Annotated in this window: 10 protein-coding genes; 1 reads left to right on the top strand and 9 read right to left on the bottom strand. The window is 66.2% G+C overall.

Features of this window, described 5'->3' with window-relative positions; genetic code table 11:
• Positions 1-386: 386 nt before the first annotated feature.
• The gene (locus FHY19_RS00910) at positions 387-2750 is read right to left on the bottom strand and encodes a Tat pathway signal protein (RefSeq protein WP_259160878.1); all 2364 of its coding nucleotides are present in this window, start codon (positions 2748-2750) and stop codon (positions 387-389) included.
• A gap of 708 nt (positions 2751-3458) precedes the next feature.
• On the opposite strand from FHY19_RS00910, the gene FHY19_RS00915 reads away from it, so the two are divergent.
• Positions 3459-4556, top strand: a complete 1098-nt coding sequence (locus tag FHY19_RS00915) for a DUF5694 domain-containing protein (RefSeq protein ID WP_259160880.1) — start codon at positions 3459-3461, stop codon at positions 4554-4556.
• A gap of 1106 nt (positions 4557-5662) precedes the next feature.
• On the opposite strand, the gene FHY19_RS00920 is transcribed toward FHY19_RS00915, so the two are convergent.
• The 8 genes from FHY19_RS00920 to FHY19_RS00955 all read right to left on the bottom strand — a co-directional run bounded on the left by FHY19_RS00920 (position 5663) and on the right by FHY19_RS00955 (position 18448).
• Positions 5663-5959 carry a hypothetical protein gene (locus tag FHY19_RS00920; RefSeq protein WP_259160883.1) on the bottom strand — a complete coding sequence of 99 codons (297 nt, stop codon included), beginning with the start codon at positions 5957-5959 and terminating at the stop codon, positions 5663-5665.
• A gap of 116 nt (positions 5960-6075) precedes the next feature.
• Positions 6076-7716 (bottom strand): DUF5597 domain-containing protein, encoded by a 1641-nt coding sequence (locus FHY19_RS00925; RefSeq protein WP_259163772.1) that lies wholly within the window; start codon positions 7714-7716, stop codon positions 6076-6078.
• Positions 7713-10061 (bottom strand): S9 family peptidase, encoded by a 2349-nt coding sequence (locus FHY19_RS00930; protein ID WP_259160885.1) that lies wholly within the window; start codon positions 10059-10061, stop codon positions 7713-7715. Before FHY19_RS00930 ends, FHY19_RS00925 begins: the two co-directional genes overlap by 4 nt.
• The gene (locus FHY19_RS00935; RefSeq protein WP_259160887.1) at positions 10051-11637 is read right to left on the bottom strand and encodes an APC family permease; all 1587 of its coding nucleotides are present in this window, start codon (positions 11635-11637) and stop codon (positions 10051-10053) included. Before FHY19_RS00935 ends, FHY19_RS00930 begins: the two co-directional genes overlap by 11 nt.
• 182 nt (positions 11638-11819) lie before the next feature.
• Positions 11820-13691, bottom strand: coding sequence for a DUF885 family protein (locus FHY19_RS00940; protein ID WP_259160888.1), 1872 nt, complete (start codon positions 13689-13691; stop codon positions 11820-11822).
• Positions 13688-15505 (bottom strand): DUF885 family protein, encoded by a 1818-nt coding sequence (locus FHY19_RS00945; protein WP_259160891.1) that lies wholly within the window; start codon positions 15503-15505, stop codon positions 13688-13690. Before FHY19_RS00945 ends, FHY19_RS00940 begins: the two co-directional genes overlap by 4 nt.
• A gap of 151 nt (positions 15506-15656) precedes the next feature.
• On the bottom strand, positions 15657-16856 hold the full coding sequence (locus FHY19_RS00950) for a Xaa-Pro peptidase family protein (protein WP_259160893.1): 1200 nt from the start codon (positions 16854-16856) through the stop codon (positions 15657-15659).
• The gene (locus tag FHY19_RS00955; protein WP_259160895.1) at positions 16853-18448 is read right to left on the bottom strand and encodes an aldehyde dehydrogenase family protein; all 1596 of its coding nucleotides are present in this window, start codon (positions 18446-18448) and stop codon (positions 16853-16855) included. Before FHY19_RS00955 ends, FHY19_RS00950 begins: the two co-directional genes overlap by 4 nt.
• Positions 18449-18574 lie beyond the last annotated feature (126 nt).

Consider the following 18574-nt stretch of genomic DNA (forward strand, 5'->3'; position numbering starts at 1 on the left):
ATGCTGCTGCTCTCCCCCTGAGAGCACGTAACCAATGCAGCGCAAGCCACGCAAAAAAATCTTGCAGCAACGACGCGCCAGCGTCTTGACGAATTTATCCGGCACGCGTGCGGAAATTCACGTGCTTTTGCCACACTGTCGACATAAAGCGCGGCGACGCAGGGGAAGCGGTTGTCGCTTATAACCGACAACTGCCGGATCGACCATGCGCGCCTGATGGCAGCGCAGTGGCGGTATCGATCGCTACAGGGCGAGCGTTATGGCATGCCCCCTGCAGACACCATGAAAAGTAACCTTGTTACCGACCGCGCAGGATCCGGCATTCGATGCCGAGCGCCGCACTCAGCAAGCGCCGCGCCTGGATGTCGGCACGGCAACGCCGTGCATCACCCGTACCAGGCCTGCACCTGCACCTGCACCGCTGCAGCGCTGTGCGACAACCCAACCCGATCCGCATGCGGGCCCTGCAGACGGGCTGGTTGGCCATCGACCAGCACGCGTTGCAGCCGCGTACCGGCTGGCGCGCGCAGCGTCAGCCAGGTGCGCTCTGGAGCGCGCTCGGGCAGTTGCACCTGGGCATCGATGCGGCGTGCGGCGGTATCGGTGCGCAAGCGCAGCGTGACGGCACCCCAGCGCGTCGGTGCCGCCGTCATGCCCACCGCTTCGCCGCTAGCCAGCCATGCACGCGGCACGGCGCGCGCCAGAAACAATTGCTCGCCCGCGCTATCGTCGCTGACCAGCATCCAGCGCAACAGCAGCGGGATGGTCATCTGCGCCGGCATGCAGAACAGCGGCATGCCACCGGTGATACCGCTGACCTCGCCTGCCGTCCAACTGCCACGCGTATGCACCTGGTACCGGTGCGCGTAGACGAACAACAGATACTCTTCGATGCGATCCAGGCGCAACAGCTGCTGCGCATACCCGTAGGAAATGAAGCCCAGCAGATCGCGGCTGCCCGGCTCCGGTGGCGCGATGTTGGCCACCACGCCGATGCTGGTGCCGCCATGGCCGCGCAGGCAGTCGATCACCAGGTGAGCCAGATCGTCGGGCAGCACATCGGCCTGCAGCAACTCGGCATAGGCGCGATGCGGCCACTGCTGCTCGCTGGGTTTTTCCTGCAGCAACGATTGGCGAAACGTCAGTCGGGTGCCCGGCAACGGGCCGACATACGGTGGCGACATATCGCGCCGTACATTGGCGCGCAGGCTGGCGTGCAGCCGTGTGCGCAGTTGCTTTGCGCGGCGCTGCCATTGCGTTGCCACCGCCGCATCGCCACCCAGCGTGCCCCAGACCTGCGCGATGTCTTCCCACCCGCGAATGGTCAGCGCGCTGTTGGCGTAGTACGGCTTCCACCACAGCGACGGATCGGGGAACAGGCAGGCATCGGATTCGTTCCAGCCATGCAACAAGCCGTGACCATGCGCGTTGCGCGGCAACGCCAAGGCCTGGTCGTGCAACGTGCACAACACCTGCGCAGTGGCCGCGATCTTGGGCAGCAATCGACGCAAGCGCGCCGCATCGCCGGTGTAGCGCAGGTAGCGCGCCAACAGCGACAAGGTCAGGCCGAATTGCCCCACCTCCGGCCCACGCATGTTCGGCAGGCCGTCGTCCTGCACGAACGCATCGAAATAGTTGTCCAGCACCGCAGCGGCCTGGGCAAAACGGCCCCATTCCAGATTGGCGTAGAGCGAGCTGGTAAAGGTGTCCTGGAAGCCGTCGTACTCGTTGCCGTAATAGTCGCGCTCCACCGCACCGTACTTCGGGTAGTCGCCACCCGGGCGCACCACCAGTTCGCGCGCGAAGGCGAACTGCGCCATGGCGTTCCAGCTGGCATCGGGGAGTTGCGCCTGCACCGTGCCCTCCATGGCCTGCTGCCAATACGCGGCGAAATCGATCAACGCTGCGTAGAAGTGCTCGGCAGTGGCCGCGGTGCGCACGCCGCCGAATGCGGGATAGCTGTGCGTGTAGTGCACCGCCACGATCTGCCCGCTGCGGACCTGCATGGTGCGGTGCCAGGTCTGCACCACGAAGCGGTCGCTGGCACGCACATCGGCAAACACCAGCACGTCGTACCAGGCATCGCCCTCGCCTTCGCGACGCATCACCTTGCGCACCGCCGGCATCCAACCGCCCAACATGCCTTCTTCGCGCCGTTTGATCAGCGCCTCTTCGCCAAGTTCGGTGAAGGCATGTTCCGGCCGCGAAGTACGGCTACGGCCGTTGGGCAGGATCGGCATGGTGTCCAGGCTTTCGCGCGTGCCGACGAAGGTGGTCCACGGCCAGCGCCCGCCATTGTCCTTGGGGTCGAGCAACGAGGCCGGCGGTGGCGCGACATCGCGCACCTGCGCCTCGTCCGGGTCGCCATCGCGCAGCAAGCGATCGGCGAGCAGGTCGGCATCGGCCATCGCCACCTGTGCCAGCGGCATGCCGAAGTACGGCTTGCCCTCGGCCGGGTAGGCCGGCTCGGTGCGCTTGTCCAGGCGCAGCATGCCGCTGTCGGTCCATAGCGTCAGCTGGCCCTGCGGGTCGTCGAGATGCTCGTAGACGGTCCACTGCTGCTGCAGGTGTTCAAAACTGCACAGCTTGCTGCCCACGTGCGCGGCTGAAGGCAAGGCCTCCAGCCGCGGTCGCAATGCTGCGGGCGATGCGGCCACGTTGGCCGACACCGCATGACCCGCCAGCGCCGCGCCTGCACCCACGGCCGCGGTCGCTGCCATGCCCTGCCGCAGAAAGGTTCTCCGGTCCATCGTCGCGCCCTTGAATGGTCTTGACGCATCCTGCGCGCCCGCGCCCGCGACGTCTTGTGGCAGCGCTCCGACGCAGGTGCGGAAATCTGCATACCGACCAAGCCGTTGGCGGGTACTGGGGTGCCTGCTACGACCTTGCGGCATGCGGGCAACGTTGGCCTCAGTCACATGGTCTGAGGCGTGCATGGACGCCGCTGGACTGGCTACGTTGATGGGCTCACCGGCATCTCCCAATGCCGCACAGCCGCTGAGTTCGTACTGCAGTGCATGGCACATCGATCCTGCCTGCCGGCGATGGATGGACCTTGGCGGTCACTGCAAACAGCATGTGCTGCGTTGCCGTTCGCCCACATGCGCGATGCACGACGCACTAGCAGTCGGCACGTGGTTGGGAGCAAGTCATCCAGACTTGCCTGACGTAGCCACCGACCTGTTGCACGCGGTGCTTGAAGCGCGCCGCGGTCGATGCTCCGGCACCGGGCAGGCACGACCGAAGGATGCGCCCGCGCTATCCCTGCCATTTGGCTGCATGACTTTCCGGCCGGGTTCGGTGCGGCGGTATCGGCCACACTCGCCGCACGTTTACTGCCGCAGGGTGGGCCTGCGGCGGCGCAAATACGATTACCCGCAAGGACCGTCATGCAGCCCCGAGCACCCCGCAAGTCGAACCGCGTCGACGCGGCAGCGTCGCGTTCTGCTACAGCATCCATGTCGACCACGTTGCTGCACTCCCGCCGGTTGTGCATCGCGTTGCTGGCGCTCATCGCACCCGGTATCGCGCAAGCGCAGGTGGACCTGTCGCAGCTGGATGCCGAGATGGCCGCGCCACGCACCCAGGTGCTGGTCCTCGGCAGCGTGCACCTGTCGCAGTTGCCCGCCGGTAGCGACATCAGTGCAGCGCGGCTGCAACCGGTGCTGGACCGGTTGGCGGCCTACAAGCCGACCATCATCACCATCGAAAACCTGTCCGGGGAAACCTGCGACCTGATGCGACGGCATCCTGCGGTGTATCTGCCCGAGGACACCGCAAGCTATTGCCCGGACACCAGCGAGGCAGCGCACGCGACCGGGCTGGATGCTCCCGCCGCCATCGGCAAGGTGCGTGCAATGCTCAAGACCTGGCCGCGCCTGCCCACAGCGGCGCAACGCCGACAACTCACCGCGCTGTTCCTGGCCTCGGGCGACCCGGCGTCTGCGTTGGTGCAGTGGTTGCAGCTTGCGCAGGCCGAGCAGCGGGCCGGCGACGGATTGGATGTCGCGCTGGTGGCACAGCTGCGCAGCGCAGAGAAACGCCCAAACGAAAGTCAGCAGATTGCTGCACGCCTGGCGGCACGCCTTGGCCTGCAGCGCGTCTACCCGGTGGACGATCACACCGGCGACAACGTGGACCTGGATGATCCTGTCGCCTATGGCAAGGCGATCCAGGCCGCGTGGGACAAAGCTGCGCCGCGTGCGCAGGCCATGCGTGAGCGCGAAGACCAACTTGCCAGCGAAGGCAAGTTGCTGGAGCTCTATCGCGCAATCAACCTGCCGGCCAGTCAGCAGTTGGCGATTGCGGTGGATTTTCGCGCCGCATTGAGCGAAAACTCGCCGCAACACTACGGCTATCGCTACGTATCCGGCTGGGAAATCCGCAACCTGCGCATGGTGTCGAATATCCGCGCCAGCTTTGCCGAGCAACCCGGTGCGCGCGTGCGGGCAGTCGTCGGCGCCATGCACAAGCCCTGGTTAGACAATCTGCTGGGGCAACTGCAGGGCGTGGATACTGTCGACGCGGAAAAGGTACTGGGCACCGACGGGAAGTGACCGGCAGTGCGTACAACGAACACAGCGTGAGGCCCTGAATCAAGCACCTGGTCGGTAGAGCGTGCGCTGCCCTCGCCGCTTGCGGGAGCAGCGTGTCCCGTGACGGCGGGCGGGCAAGGGCCCGGCAGCCAAGCGCCAGATCGACTGCTCTACCGCTAATCCATCCGCACTTCCAAGCCCTCGATACACAACCCACAACGCAGGCGAGACCTGCAATGGTGGCGTTGTTTGGCCGCGCTCGGATGTTTGAATCAACAGCTCGGTGCGTCGAGTGCGCGGTGCCCTCGCCGCTCGCGGGACACGCCGTGAAACCGTCCCTGGGGGCTGTGTGGCGGCATCCATGCCGCCACACGGTCCCACAACCAGCAGGACACCGCAGCTAAGAGTCGCTTGGCTGCCTTGTTGGAAACCATGCACGCCGACCATCGTGACTGGTCCTTGCCCGCTCACCGTCGCGGGACCTTACGCGGCATGGATGCCGCGTAAGAGCTTACATGGACGTACTTGCAGCGTGTCCCGCGATTGTGGGCGGGCAAGGGCCCGGCAGCCAAGCACCAGATCGACTGCTCTACCGCTGATCCATCCGCACTTCCAAGCCCTCGATACGCAACCCACAACGCAGTCGAGACCTGGAATGGTGGCGTTGTTTGGCCGCGCTCGGATGTTTGAATCAACAGCTCGGTGCGGCGAGGACACCGCGCCAGACAGTTTGCTGGCTGCTTTACTGAAAACCATGCACACCGACCCTCTCGACTGGCCCTTGCCCGCCCACCGTCGCGGGACCTTACGCGGCATGGATGCCGCGTAAGAGCCTCCATGGACGGATTCATGGCGTGTCCCGCGATGGTGGGCGGGCAAGGGCCCTGCAGCCAGGTGACAGATCAGCCGCTCTACGTTTGCAGGCTATCCGCATAGTCCGTTCGTCCGCAGACAAGACAAGCGCACTATTGAGTCGTTTCTCGATACCCGCATCAGCAGCAGCCATCAATCTGCTGACTCAGACATGCAGAGCGTGCATCTAACCAGGTGTCACCAGGCGGGACTAGCTCGCCGGCCGTGTACCCCAAGCACCAGATCGACAACCGGCGTTTGTCCCATCCAGCTGCTCAGGTCAGCACGTCCAGCAGGCTGCCCAGCATCTGGTCGGAGCGCCGCAATACAGTGGCATTGGCCTGGAAATCGTTGCGCGCCGACAGCCCGTCGACCAGATCGGTGACCGGCGCCGACGGATCGGACGCGGCATCGACCACGCTGGCCGCCACACCGCCATTGGCCTGCGTGCTGGCGGTCACGGACTGACGCGGGCTGCCATCCACCGGTTGGCGGGCGACATTGCTGGCGGCCACCTGCTGACGCAACGCGGCGACCTGCATTCCGGAACTGGCGATGCTGCTGATGCTCATGGTGGCTCCGGTACGCAAGTGAGTGAGGGACCGCGGGAAATTCAATGGAGTGAGGCACTACGGGCAAGGGCATGCTGGCAAACCTACGAACGGAGTCGCCGTAGCGCCCGCATCCGTCAATAGGCTCCAACCCGCACCCGCAACACCACCGGTTCGGGACTGCTGGAACCACCGCGGCCGAAGTTGAGCCCGTAGTCGGTCTGGTCGCCGTTGAGCTGTTTTTCCGCCTGCCAGCGCCCGTCCACATACCGCCCCTGCTCCACCCGCAACAGTTGCCCATGACGGGTATCGGCTGCCTCGCGGAAAAATTCAATGCGCGCGGCCATGCCGGTGACCAGAAACTCCTCCGGCCCCAGCTGCGCCACCAGCAGCCGCCCGGCGTGGTCGTCGTTGCCCGGCAGGATCGCCGGCGCATCGCCCCACATCGGCGCCCCGAACGACACCTTGGCCTGCCAATCGCCAAAGCGCAGCGTGCGCTGCGGCATGCCAGGCTGCTCGGCCACGCCTTGCAGGCGGCCTTCGAATGCGGCCTGCGCCAACACGCGCTGCAACGGCGCCAGCAACTGGAAGTTGGCCGCATGCGCGGCGGTGGCGGCCCGATTGGCCTCGCTGTCCGGGTTGCCGTCCATGCCGAAGATCGAGAAGCCTACCCCGCCCTGCCCCAGTACATGAAACAGGTATGGCGCCGTCGCCGCCTCGAAGCCAGTCTCCGACACCCAGGCCGGATTGTCCGGCCGCGCGTACTGGCCGATGACCTTGGTGTATTCGTTGTAATCGCTGGTGTAGATGTCGGTGCCGATGAAGTCGATCGCCGGGGTGGCCGCACGCCAAAGCGCGAACACATTCACCGTGGCGCCGCCGGACGGGTAATCCATGCCCGGGTAACGCTTGCCCTTGTAGCGCAGCCAGGTGTTGACGTAGAGCGGCAGCGGATACGCACGCTTGCCGGCCGCGGCCACCTGTTCGATATACGCGGCGGTGGCATGCGCGTTGAAGGCTTCTGCCGCCTCGGCACCGAACACCTGCTGCCAGCTGCCCTGCGGCTTGCCCAGCGCCTGCGCGATCGCCGCGGGCACCGGTTGTGCGAACGCCGCCTCGCCGGCCGGGCCGTGGTCGCGTACCGTGCCGATCGCACCGGGTTCGTTTTCCACCTGCACCAGGATCACCGTGTGGCGCTCGCCATCGACCTTGCGCAGATGCTGCATCAACGCGGTGAACGCACGCGCATCGGCCTGCACGTTGGCATCCACATGCGGCGACAGCACATCCACCGGCTCGCCATTGGCATCGCGCATGCGCGGGTAGGTGGCGTCGTCGCGCTTGATCCACTCCGGCACGTAATGCATCTGGCCGTTCTTCCAGCTGCCGAACCACAGCAAGGCCACGCGCAGGCCGCGCTTGCGTGCGCCGGCGATCAACGCATCCACATTGGTGGTGTCGAAGCGGCCTGGCGCTGGCTCGAACTGCTCCCAGTACACCGGCGCTTCCACGGTGTTGGCATGCAGCGCCACCACCTCGTCCAGCGCCTTGGGCAGCACCGCCGGCCACGCGCTGGAGTTGTGCAGCTGCGCGGCCAGGATGGTGTACGGCGCTCCGTCGACGAAGACCGCGTGGCGGCCGTTCTGGCTGACGAAGCGCGGCATTTCTTCTGCGCACGCTGCCGGTGCCATCGCGGCTGTCAGCAACGACAGCACAAACAGGCAGACAACCGCGCGGCCACGCCGGCGCAAGGCGAATAAACGGGAAAACAGCATCAGCGAGCCTCCGGGGCGGATGAATTCCAGTGCGGCGTGGGCTGCCCGAGCAGGTGGCGCACGAAGAAGTCGTACTGGCGACGCTGCACGTAGTCGATCGGCCCGCTGGAGCGGCCCACCGAATGTTCGCCGCCCGGCACATTGAGCAGGTCGAAGTCCTTGCCGGCCTTGACCAAGGCGTCCACCACCTGCGCAGTGGACGCCGGGTCCACGTTGCTGTCCTGCTCGCCGACGATCAGCAGCAGGTCGCCCTGCAGCCTGGCCGCGTTCACCACGCCCGAGGCAGCGGCATAGCTGGCGTCCACCGGCCAGCCCATCCACTGCTCGTTCCAGCTGATCTTGTCCATGCGGTTGTCGTAGCACCCGGCAAACGCCACGCCCACCTTGTAGAAGTCCGGGTGACGTTCCAGCGCGCCCAAGGTGCTTTGCCCGCCAGCCGAGGCGCCGTAGATGCCGACCCGGCTGATGTCGTAGGACGGGTCCTTTGCAGCGAGCGCACGATGCCAGGCAATACGATCGGGAAATCCGGAATCGCCCAGGTTCTTCCACGCCACGTCATGAAAGGCCTTGGAACGGTTGGCGGTGCCCATGCCGTCGATCATCACCACGATAAAGCCGAGATCGGCCTGCGCCTGCATGCCGATCTGCTTGTCGCCGCCGGAGTGATAGCCGAACGGCCAGAACGTCTTCGGCACGAAGGAGTCGTGCGGGCCGGCGTAGATGTTTTCGATCACCGGATACTTTTTGCGCGGGTCGTAATCGCGCGGCCGCACCACCATGCCCCAGATGTCGGTGCTGCCGTCGCGGCCCTTGGCAACGAAGGTTTCCGGCGCACGCCAGCCGGCGGCAAGCAAGCGCTCGATGTTGCCGCGCTCCACCTGCTGCAACAGCCGGCCATCGATGGCATGCAGCTCCATCACCGGCGGCAGGTCCGGGCGCGAATAGACATCGACGTAATGCCGCCCATCGTCTGCAATGGCCACATCGTGATCGGCATCGGTGGTGGTCAATCGGTGAAGGTTCCGCCCATCGAAATCCACGCTGTAGAGCTGCCGGTAGTACGGGTCCTTGCCCGCATCCATGCCACTGGCAGTGAACCAGATGCGGCGCTGTGCATCGTCTACCTTCAGCACATCGCGCACCACCCAGGGTCCGCGGGTCAGTTGGCGCCTGGGCTTGCCACTGCGTCCATCGAACAGATACAGATGCCGCCAGCCATCGCGCTCGGAGATCCACACGATCTCGTTGCCATGCGCGTCCACATCGTGACGAAAGCTGCGGTCCGCATACACGAAGGTACGCGCGTCTTCGGCCACGGCCACATGCGCCCGCCCGCTGCGGGCATCCACCGCAATCACGCGCATGTGCTGAAAGCCGCGCTGCACATACTCAAAGCTCACGCTGCGCCCATCTGCCCGCCATTGCAGCGGCGACAACGAATACGGCGTGGCAAACAGCGCGTTGTCCACCACGCGCCGCGTGCCATTCATCGCCAGCAGCGCCGGCCGTTCCACATCCACCGCATCGCCCGGCTTGGGATACAGCTGGGTATGCACCATCGGCTGAAGGCGTCCGGCCGGCGCGGCCTCCACACGCGTCACCCGGCGCGCAATGCCCGGCCGCACCCGATATACCGCCAGCTGTTGCGAATCGGGCGACCAGGCAATGCTGTCCGGATCGAAATAATCCTCGGCGCGGCCATCGTCGGTGCGCTGCACGAGTCGGCCATCGGCCACCCGGCGCACGATCAGGTTCCAGCCATCGGCCAGCGCCTCCCACTGCCCGTCGGGCGAGCGGCGCGGGGTGGTATCGGCCGCCACGTCCGGGTCGCGCACCACGCCGAAGCCGCGCGGTCGCTGCGGCAGCTGCGGCTGCCGGCTGGGGGCATCGGGCGCGCACTGATACGTGGTCAACGTGCAGCGCCAGGGAGCATCGTCGATGGCGAACACGATCGCGCCGTCTTCGCGCGCGCCTTCCTGCGAGTAAGCAAACCGCTCGAACGGCAACGCCAACGCCGCATAGGCGGTGCCGGTGGCGGCCTGCAGCGCCTGCGCCACGCGCGCCTGGTCGAAGGCCGGTTGCTTGTGCAGCGTGGCCACGTCCACGCGGACGAAGGCGAAGCCGCCAAGCACGGTCTTGCGGTAATAGAACGTGCCATCGTCCTGCCATTGCGCCGGCCAGGCGACGTTTTCGGTCAGCGTGCTCCAGTGCGCGCGCAGGCCGAGCGAGCGTTGGTAGTCGGCCACCGTTGGCGCGGCTTGCGCATTGGCGGTGAGCCACAGCATGCATGCGGCCATGACGCGCGCCGCCTGCATGACCCGTGCAGCACGCCGCGCCTCATTCGCCATCGTCTTCTTCCAATGCCAGTTCATCGCTGCGCAGGCCGCTGCGTGCGCCCCAGTGATAGATGAAGAACGCAATCACCGCCACGCTCAGCGTATCGAACGGATGCGCGATCCAGCCGTGGCCGCCGAACGTACCGGCCCAGGACACCGCCATCACCAGCACGAAGAACACGATCAACCACAGCGATGCGCGCACCTGGCGCAGCAAGCGCGCCCTGCCCTCGCGCGCAGGCAGCCGATACAGCACGTACAGGACAAAGGCGAGCACTTGCAGGCCAAGCAGCCACGACAAGGTCGGCCAGGTGGACCAGTACACGATCAACGCGGCCACCATGAACGACAGCGGCCCCAGCACGCTCAGCCCGCGCACGAAGAAAGGCCGCGGCAAGTCCGGCGCGCTGCGACGTAACGCAGCCACCGTCACCGGCGCCACCGCATAGCTCAGCACCAGGGCCGCCGACACCACACCGATCAGCGTCTCCCATGAGGGGAACGGCAGCGTCCAGAAGATCGACAGGCCCAGGCTCAACCACAATGCCGGACGCGGGATCCCCGATTGCGGATCCACCCGCGTCAGCACCGGCAGGAACCCGCCGCTACGCGCCCAGCCATACACCACGCGCGGCGTGGCATTCATGTAGATGTTGCCGGTGCCGCTGGGCGAAACCATCGCATCGCAGATTACCAGCGCCGCCAGCCAAGCCATGCCCAACGCCAGCGCGATATCGTGATAAGGCAACGAAAACGCCTTGTCGATGCCGCTCCAGCCCTGCGCCAGTTGCGCCGCCGGGATGCTGCCCAGAAAGGCCAGCTGCAGCAGCACGTAGATCACCGTGGACAGCGCCACCGACAGGATCAGCGCGATGGGAATATTGCGCTGCGGGTCGCGCACCTCGCTGGCCACCGACACGATCGGGGTCAGCCCCAGGTAGGCAAAGATGATGCCGCCGGCGGAGATCGCCGCTTCCACCCCGGCCATGCCCGACGGCGCGAAACCATGCACGCTCAGGTTGCCTGCATTGAAGTGCTTCATCAGCAGCACGATCACCAGGATCGGCACCAGAAACTTGAAGATGCTGACGATGTTGTTGGCCAGCGCAAACGTCTTGACGCTGAAGTAGTTCAGCACGAAGAACAGCAACAGCAAGGCCAGTTGCGCCAACCAGCCCCAGACGCTGGGATGGCTGCTGCCTGGCTGACTCAGCCACGGGAACCACGCCGCCGCATATTGCCGCGCCGCTTCCACTTCGATCGCAATCAGGCTCGAAAACGCGATCAGGGTGATGAAGCCGGTCAACGAGCCCAGCAAGCCACCGTGCGAATATTCCGGATAGCGCACCACCCCGCCGGCGCGCGGCAGCGCGGCACCGAGTTCGCAATACACCAGCCCCAGCAACAACACCGCAATGCCGCCAAGTATCCACGACAGGATGCCGGCCGGGCCGGCGATAGAAGACACATGGCTTGCGGAAAACAACCACCCCGAGCCGAAGATGGAACCCAGGCCGATGAAGGTCAGGTCGGTCAGGCTCAGTCGCTTGTGGAACTTGCCTTGCGTGGTCGCACCGTGTGTGGTCATAGCTGGCCCCGAACGAATGGAAAGTGCGCGTGCTGCCGAAGATGGCGTGGTCGTGCGTGCCGTGTGGCGGTCAATGGGTTTGCACTGTGCTCAGCACTGCACGGTGGTCTTGCGCAGGCGGGCGCATGCCGGCAACAGCCACACGCGCCTGGCACCTGGGTGAAGACAGTCGTGGAGAAAACTCAATCATCGGCAGCGGCCCCTGCCCCTGCCCCTGCATCGGCCGTGTCTGCCGCAGCGTCCTCCGGATACGGCGACACGCCGCCATCGGCGATGAAGCGATCAATACGCGCTTCCAGCACTGGCAGAGGCACCGAGCCGGTCTGCAGCACCGCATCGTGGAAATGGCGCAGGTCGAATTTTTCGCCCAACGCCGCTTCGGCCTTGCGGCGCAGCTCCAGGATCTTCAACTCGCCCAGGTAATACGACAGTGCCTGCCCGGGCCAGGCGATATAGCGGTCCACCTCGGTGGTGACTTCGTGCTCGCTCAGCGCGGTGTTGTCGCGCAGATAGGCTTGCGCCTGTTCGCGCGTCCAGCCCTTGTGGTGGATGCCGGTGTCGATCACCAGCCGGCAGGCGCGCCACATCTGGTAGGTGAGATAGCCGAAGCGGTCGTAGGGCGTGTCGTACATGCCCATTTCCTGCCCCAGGTACTCCGAATACAGCGCCCAGCCTTCGCCGTAGGCGGAGATGTAGGCGTAGCGGCGAAACTCCGGCAGCCCCCGCGTTTCTGCGGCCAGCGGCATCTGCAGCGCGTGGCCGGGCGAGGATTCGTGCAAGGTCAACGCAGTGAGGTTGTAGAACGGCCGCGATGGCAGGTTGTAGGTGTTGACCAGGTAGATGCCCGGACCGCCACGGCCCCCGGTGTAGAACGGCGCCAGTTCCGGTGGCACCGGCTTGATCGCGAAACGCCGGCGCGGCAGGCGGCCGATGTAATCGCCCACCTTGGCATCCACCCGCTTGGCGATCCACGCGGCCTGCTTGAGCAGCTCTTCCGGCGTCTTGGCATAAAACTGCGGGTCGGTCCGCAGAAAGTGCAGAAACGCCGGAAACACCGCCTGCCCCGCCGGCGGCTTGAAGCCGCTCTCGGCGATGGTGGCATCCATCTGCTTGCGCAGCTTGGCGACTTCTTCCAGGCCGATCTGGTGGATCTGCTCGGGGCTCAGGTCCAGCGTGGTGAATTCGCGGATCTGCGCGCGGTAGTAGGCCTGGCCATCGGGCAAGGCCTCACCGGCAAGCGTGGGACGTGCGCGCGGCTGGTACTCGGAGCGGATGAAGTCCAGCAATCGCGCATAGGCCGGCACCACCTGCGCGTCGATGGTCTGCACTGCCTGCTGCCGCAATTGCGCCTGCACATCGGCAGGCAGCGTCGCCGGCATCTGTTTGAACGGCGCGTAGAACGGATTGGCCTCGCCCTTGGCCTGCGCCACATCGGCGATGGACGCATCGCGCCCGGTCAGCGTGACCTTGGGTTGGCTGAATCCCCGCGCAAGTCCGGCACGCATATTGTCGGTGTGCTCGGCGAAGTAACGCGGGATATCGGCCAGCATCGTCAGATAACGCTGGTAGTCCTCGCGCGTGCGCAGCTTGGCTTCGGCACTGAAGCCCAGGTCGCTCCAGAACGCCGAGTCGCTGTTGAACGGCATTTCCCAGGCGCGAAAGCGTTGCTGATCCAGCAGCACCTGCAGTTGCTGGCGGTACACCTGGTAGCTCACCTGATCTTCGGCCGGCAACTGCGCTGCCGGAATCGCATCCAGCTCGGCCAAGGCCTTTTGCCAGTACGCGGTGCGCAGGTTTTGCGTGGCCACGTCCACCTTGGGCAGATGATCGGCCTGCTGCTCCTGCGTGGCCTGATTGTCTTCGTCCACCGCGCCGGAGAGCTGCGCCTGGCGCCAGCGCCATTCGCGCGTGTACAGCGCCTTGAAGCGTGCCGCTGCACTGTCTTGCGCGGTGGCTGCGGGCGCTGCGGCCTGCGCCTGCACTGCGGTGCCGCCCAGGCTGGCAGCGATCAACACACTCAATGCGCTCGCGCGCCAGACGCTGCTGGTCTTCATTCGCGTGCCTCCGGCGCCGCCTTGGCCTGTGCGATCCACTGGCGCACGCGCTGCTGCAGCATCGCCAGCGGCATCGCGCCGCCGCCAAGCACCGCATCGTGGAAGGCGCGCACGTCGAAGCGATCGCCGAGTTCTTTTTCCGCCTCCGCACGCAGTGCCAGGATCTGCAGCTGCCCCAGTTTGTAACCCAGCGCCTGCCCCGGCCAGACGATGTAGCGATCGGTTTCGGACTGGATGCTGGGCTCATCGTCGGATGGATGGGCGTGGAAGAAATCCACCATCTGCTGGCGATTCCAGCGCTTGTAATGCACACCGGTGTCGAGCACCAGCCGATTGGCGCGCAGCAACTCGCCGGACAGCCGGCCGTAGTCGTTGTACGGGTCCTTGAAGAAACCTATCTCCTTGCCCAGGCGTTCGGCGTACAGCGCCCAGCCTTCGATATAGGCGTTGTAGCCGGCCTGCTGGCGGAACGGCGGCAACGGCAGCGTCTGCGCAAGCGAGATCTGCAGGTGATGGCCGGGCACGCCCTCGTGATAGGCGGTGGTTTCGATATTGACCAGCGTGCGGCTGGCGTAGTCGCTGGTATTGACCTTCACGATCGCCGGCTTGGTGCCTTCCGGATTGCTTTGCCAGTATTCGGCGCCGGGCGCAGCCCGCCGGAACGCCGGCATCGCCTGTACCTCCAGCGCGGTCTTGGGCAGATGGCCGAACAGCTTGGGCAACTCCGGCTCCATCGCGGCGATGTACTGGCGGTACTGCTGCAGGATCTGTTCGCCGGAGCTGGCGAAGTGGCGCTTGTCGGTGTCCACCGCCTTGCGGAAGCTGGCCAGGTCTGCAAAGCCCTGCGCCTTGGCAATCACCGCCATCTCGCCTTCGATACGCGCCACTTCCTGCAGGCCGATCTGATGGATCTGCTCCGGCGCCATGTCGGTGGTGGTCTGGGTATGGATGGCGTAGCGATAACGGCGTTCGCCGTCGGGCAGCGACCAGATGCCTTCGGAACTGCGGCCTTGAGCGGCGTATTCGTCGCGCACGAACGCCGCCAGCCTGGCGTAGGCCGGACGCACCTGTTGCTCGATCGCCGCAAGCAGCTGCGTGCGCAGCGCAGCGCGCTGGTCGGCCGGCACGGCGGCATCGAGCTTTTTCAGCGGCGAAGCGAACGGGCTCTGCTCGCCGGTCAGCGCGGCGATTTTGTCGATCTGCTCTGGCAGGCGCTCCAGCAGGTACCGCGGCTGCACCAGTCCCTCCTTCGCACCCTGCCGCGACACCGCGATCACCTGATCGATCACCGTCGGAATCGTCTGCAGGCGCTTGATGTAGTCCTGGTAATCCTTGGGGTTTTCGAACGGAAACGCGTCGCCGTAGCCGGCCAGCCCCAGCTGGACGCCACCGATCGGCTCCAGCGGCATCGCGTAGGTTTTCAGGTCGATGCCTTCGAGCTTGTCGCGCAACTGGCCGAGCATCATCTGCAGGCTGAGCTGGCGTTGCGCGTCCAGCGTCTTGCTGTCGATCGCTTCGAATTGCTTGAGCAGCTCGGCGGTGGCGCTGCGGTCCGCCTGTACGGCCTCCAGCGAGTAATCGCTCCAGCGGTCGTTATAGCGCTTGTCGCCGATGATGCTGGCGAACTCGGGGTTGTGCTGCAGCTGGTATTGCCACTGTGTGTCCAGCAGCGCATCGAAGGCTGTGGCGGCCTGTTCGCCGGTCGGCGCGGAGGTGGCCGCAACCGCCGTTTCCGTTGCCGGCGGCGCCGGCTTGCAGGCAGTGAACAAGGCGGCGGCCAGCAGGCCGATGGCGACAGGACGCAGGTGGTTCATGCAGTTGCTCCAAGATGCAATGGCGGCCGTAGGAGCGCGCTGGCGCGCGATGAGGCTTTATCGGTAACGCCAATCGCGCGCAAGCGCGCTCCTACTGATTGGTGGGATCGCGCGCAAGCGCGCTCCTACGCGTGCGTGGGCCCATACAGGTTCACGCAAACGGTTGATCGATCGCCGGCGACGGTGGCGTAAACCACTGCGCGCCGGCATCGGTGACATGAAAGTGGTCTTCCAGGCGCACGCCGAACTCGCCGGGCACCACGATCATCGGTTCGTTGCTGGCGCACATGCCCGGCCGCAGCGGCTGCGCATTGCCGCGCACCAGGTACGGCGCTTCATGGATCGCCAGGCCGCAGCCATGGCCGGTGCGATGCGGCAACCCCGGCAAGCGATAGTCGGGGCCGAGCCCGGCCGCCTCCAGCACCGTGCGTGCGGCCTGGTCCACTGCCTCGCAGGCCAGGCCTGGGCGGATCGCCGCAAACGCCGCCGCCTGCGCGGCCTGCTCCAGGTCCCAGATACGCCGTTGCGCATCGCTGGGCGTGCCGTAGCTCCAGGTGCGGGTGATATCGGAGTGGTAGCCCTGCACGGTGCAACCGGTGTCGATCAGCACCAGCTCGCCTTCGCGCAGCTGCTGCACGCCGGGAATGCCGTGCGGAAATGCGGTGGCATGGCCGAACTGCACGATGCAGAAGGTCGAGCCGTTGTCCGCGCCCAGCGCGCGATGCGCCTGATCGATGAAGTGCACCAGCTGATCGGTACCGATCCCCTCATGCGCGATGCCGGCGGCCAGCCGCTGCACCAGCAAGGTCATGTCGCAGGCCTGCTGCATCAGCGCCAGTTCGGCCGGCGACTTGCACATGCGGCAGCCGTCGATGATGGCGCCGGCATCGCGGATGGCCGTGCCCAGATGCGCACGCAAACCGGTATGCACGGCGAAGGCGATGCCCGGGTCCAGCGCCAGTGCGTGCGCATGGCGATCGTCCATCGCCTGCACCACCAGCGCGTAGGGGTCTTCGTGTTCTTCCCACAGGTATTTGGCCACCGGAACCTGCAGCACCGCATCCAGCGAGCCTTCCTCGAATGCCGGGCAGAGCAGCACCGGGTCGCCCTGCAGGGTCAGCAACGCGGCGACCAGCCGCTCGCTGGCGCCCCATGGCACGCCGGTGAAATACCGTAATGAGGTGCCGGCGCCGATCAACAACGCATCCACGCCGTGCGCGCGCATCAGCGCACGTGCGCGTTCGATGCGCTGCGCGTACTCGGCCGCGGCGATCGGCGCGGCGCGCTGCGCCCACGGCACCAGTTGCGCATGCGCCTGTTCCAGCGACAGGCCACCGATCTGCGCGCTCATGTGCCCGCTCCAAGATCGGCCGTGCTCCACTGCCCATCGACCAGCCGCGCGACGCCGCCCGGATTGCGCTGGCGCAGTTCCGGCGGCAGCAAGGCATCGGGCACGGCGTCGTAGCTGTGCAAGGCGGCAAAGCGGCGGATCGCGCCCGGCATGCCCACTGCGGTGAATCCCGGATGCCCGGTGCTCGGGAACGGGCCACCGTGGTTTTGCGCCGCGCTCACCGCCACGCCGGTCGGCATCTTGCTGTTGATCAACCGCCCCACCCGCGCACGCAGCGCGGGGGCGATGGCCTGCCATGCCGCATCGTCGCTGCCGTCGACGGCGCGATACAGCGTGCCGGTCAGGTTGCCTTCGAATGCGGCGGCCAGCTGCGCCATCTGCGCGCCATCCTGCGCACGCACCAGCAGGCTCACCGGGCCGAATGCCTCGGTCTGCAGCGCGTGCGGGTTGGCCAGAAACACCGGTGCCTCCACGCTCAGCAAGGTTGGCGCATAGCGGTAGCCGTCCTCGCCGGTGTGCCCCCCCGCCAGCACCGCCGCGCCGGCGGCGCGCAAGCTCGCCATGCCACGTTGCACGCCATCCACCCCTGCGGCCGAGAACAGCACCATCGGCAGGGCCGCTTCGAAATGCGCCTTGGTGGCCGCGACGAATGCATCGCCCGCCGCGCCGTGCGGCACCACCACCACGCCGGGATTGGTGCAGAACTGGCCGCTGCCCAAGGTGCATGAGGCAAAAAATTCCTGCGCCAGGGCTTCGCCGCGCTCGGCCAGTGCGCCCGGCAACAGGAACACCGGGTTGACACTCGAGAGCTCGGCATAGAACGGCACGCCAGCCGCATCGGCAGCAGCCTTCAACGCCAGGCCGCCCGCGCGGCTACCGGTAAACCCGATCGCGCCCAGGCGCGCATCGCCGGCTAGCCGAACGCCGACCGCGTTGTCGAAGTGATACAGCAACTGCACTGCCGCTGCCGGCAGGCCCGCCGCAAGCAAGGCTGTGTGCGCAAGCTGCGCCATGCGCTGGCTGGTGGCCGGATGCAGCGGGTGCGCCTTGGCGATCACCGGGTTGCGCGCGGCAATGGCCGAGGCGAAATCGCTGCCGGCGATCGCATTGAACGCGAACGGGAAATTGTTGGGGCCAAACACCAGCACCGGTTTGCCCAGCGGCGCCAGATGCGAGCGCAGATCGGCGCTGCTGTCGATGATGGGGGTGGTCCAGCTGTAGCTGCGCACCGCGTTTGCGGCCTGGCGCAACTGACCGCTGGTGCGCGGCAGCTCGTTGCCGCGCAGGCGCGTGGGCGCTGGCAATGCGGTTTCTGCATGCGCGAGTGCGACCAGGGTGTCGGCATCGGCATCCAGCGCATCGGCGTACGCGTCCAGAAACGCGGCAATGCGCTCGACCGGTGCGGCAGCCAGCTCGGCGGCGACCGCTTGCGCGGCGGTGAGCGCGGTTTCGATGTCCTCGGCACTGCTGACCGGAAACAGCGGCCCGATCGGCTCGCCCGTCGCCGGGTTGGCGGCGCGGAAACTGCCCGTCGCAGCGTGGCTGGGCTGCCATTGGCCGGCCAGCAGAATGGGTTGGATCGTCTCGTTCATTGCGGCACCTTCATTGCATGGAATCGGCCTGCGCGCAGCATGCGACAGCGGCCGACCAAGGGGCCGATGCGGATGCCGCAGCAAACGCGACATCCGCATCGATCAGCGCACGTCGCTGCGCACACG

Origin of the sequence: Xanthomonas sp. 4461 (genome assembly GCF_024806475.1) — a bacterium.
In the GTDB taxonomy this organism is placed as follows: domain Bacteria; phylum Pseudomonadota; class Gammaproteobacteria; order Xanthomonadales; family Xanthomonadaceae; genus Xanthomonas; species Xanthomonas arboricola_F.

Excerpts from the sequence above, each read along its gene's own strand:
- FHY19_RS00940 (WP_259160888.1), bottom strand. The coding sequence starts at position 13,691 with ATGAAGACCAGCAGCGTCTGGCGCGCGAGCGCATTGAGTGTGTTGATC.
- FHY19_RS00935 (WP_259160887.1), bottom strand. The coding sequence starts at position 11,637 with ATGACCACACACGGTGCGACCACGCAAGGCAAGTTCCACAAGCGACTG.
- FHY19_RS00930 (WP_259160885.1), bottom strand. The coding sequence starts at position 10,061 with ATGGCGAATGAGGCGCGGCGTGCTGCACGGGTCATGCAGGCGGCGCGC.
- FHY19_RS00920 (WP_259160883.1), bottom strand. The coding sequence starts at position 5,959 with ATGAGCATCAGCAGCATCGCCAGTTCCGGAATGCAGGTCGCCGCGTTG.
- FHY19_RS00945 (WP_259160891.1), bottom strand. The coding sequence starts at position 15,505 with ATGAACCACCTGCGTCCTGTCGCCATCGGCCTGCTGGCCGCCGCCTTG.
- FHY19_RS00955 (WP_259160895.1), bottom strand. The coding sequence starts at position 18,448 with ATGAACGAGACGATCCAACCCATTCTGCTGGCCGGCCAATGGCAGCCC.
- FHY19_RS00910 (WP_259160878.1), bottom strand. The coding sequence starts at position 2,750 with ATGGACCGGAGAACCTTTCTGCGGCAGGGCATGGCAGCGACCGCGGCC.
- FHY19_RS00915 (WP_259160880.1), top strand. The coding sequence starts at position 3,459 with ATGTCGACCACGTTGCTGCACTCCCGCCGGTTGTGCATCGCGTTGCTG.
- FHY19_RS00950 (WP_259160893.1), bottom strand. The coding sequence starts at position 16,856 with ATGAGCGCGCAGATCGGTGGCCTGTCGCTGGAACAGGCGCATGCGCAA.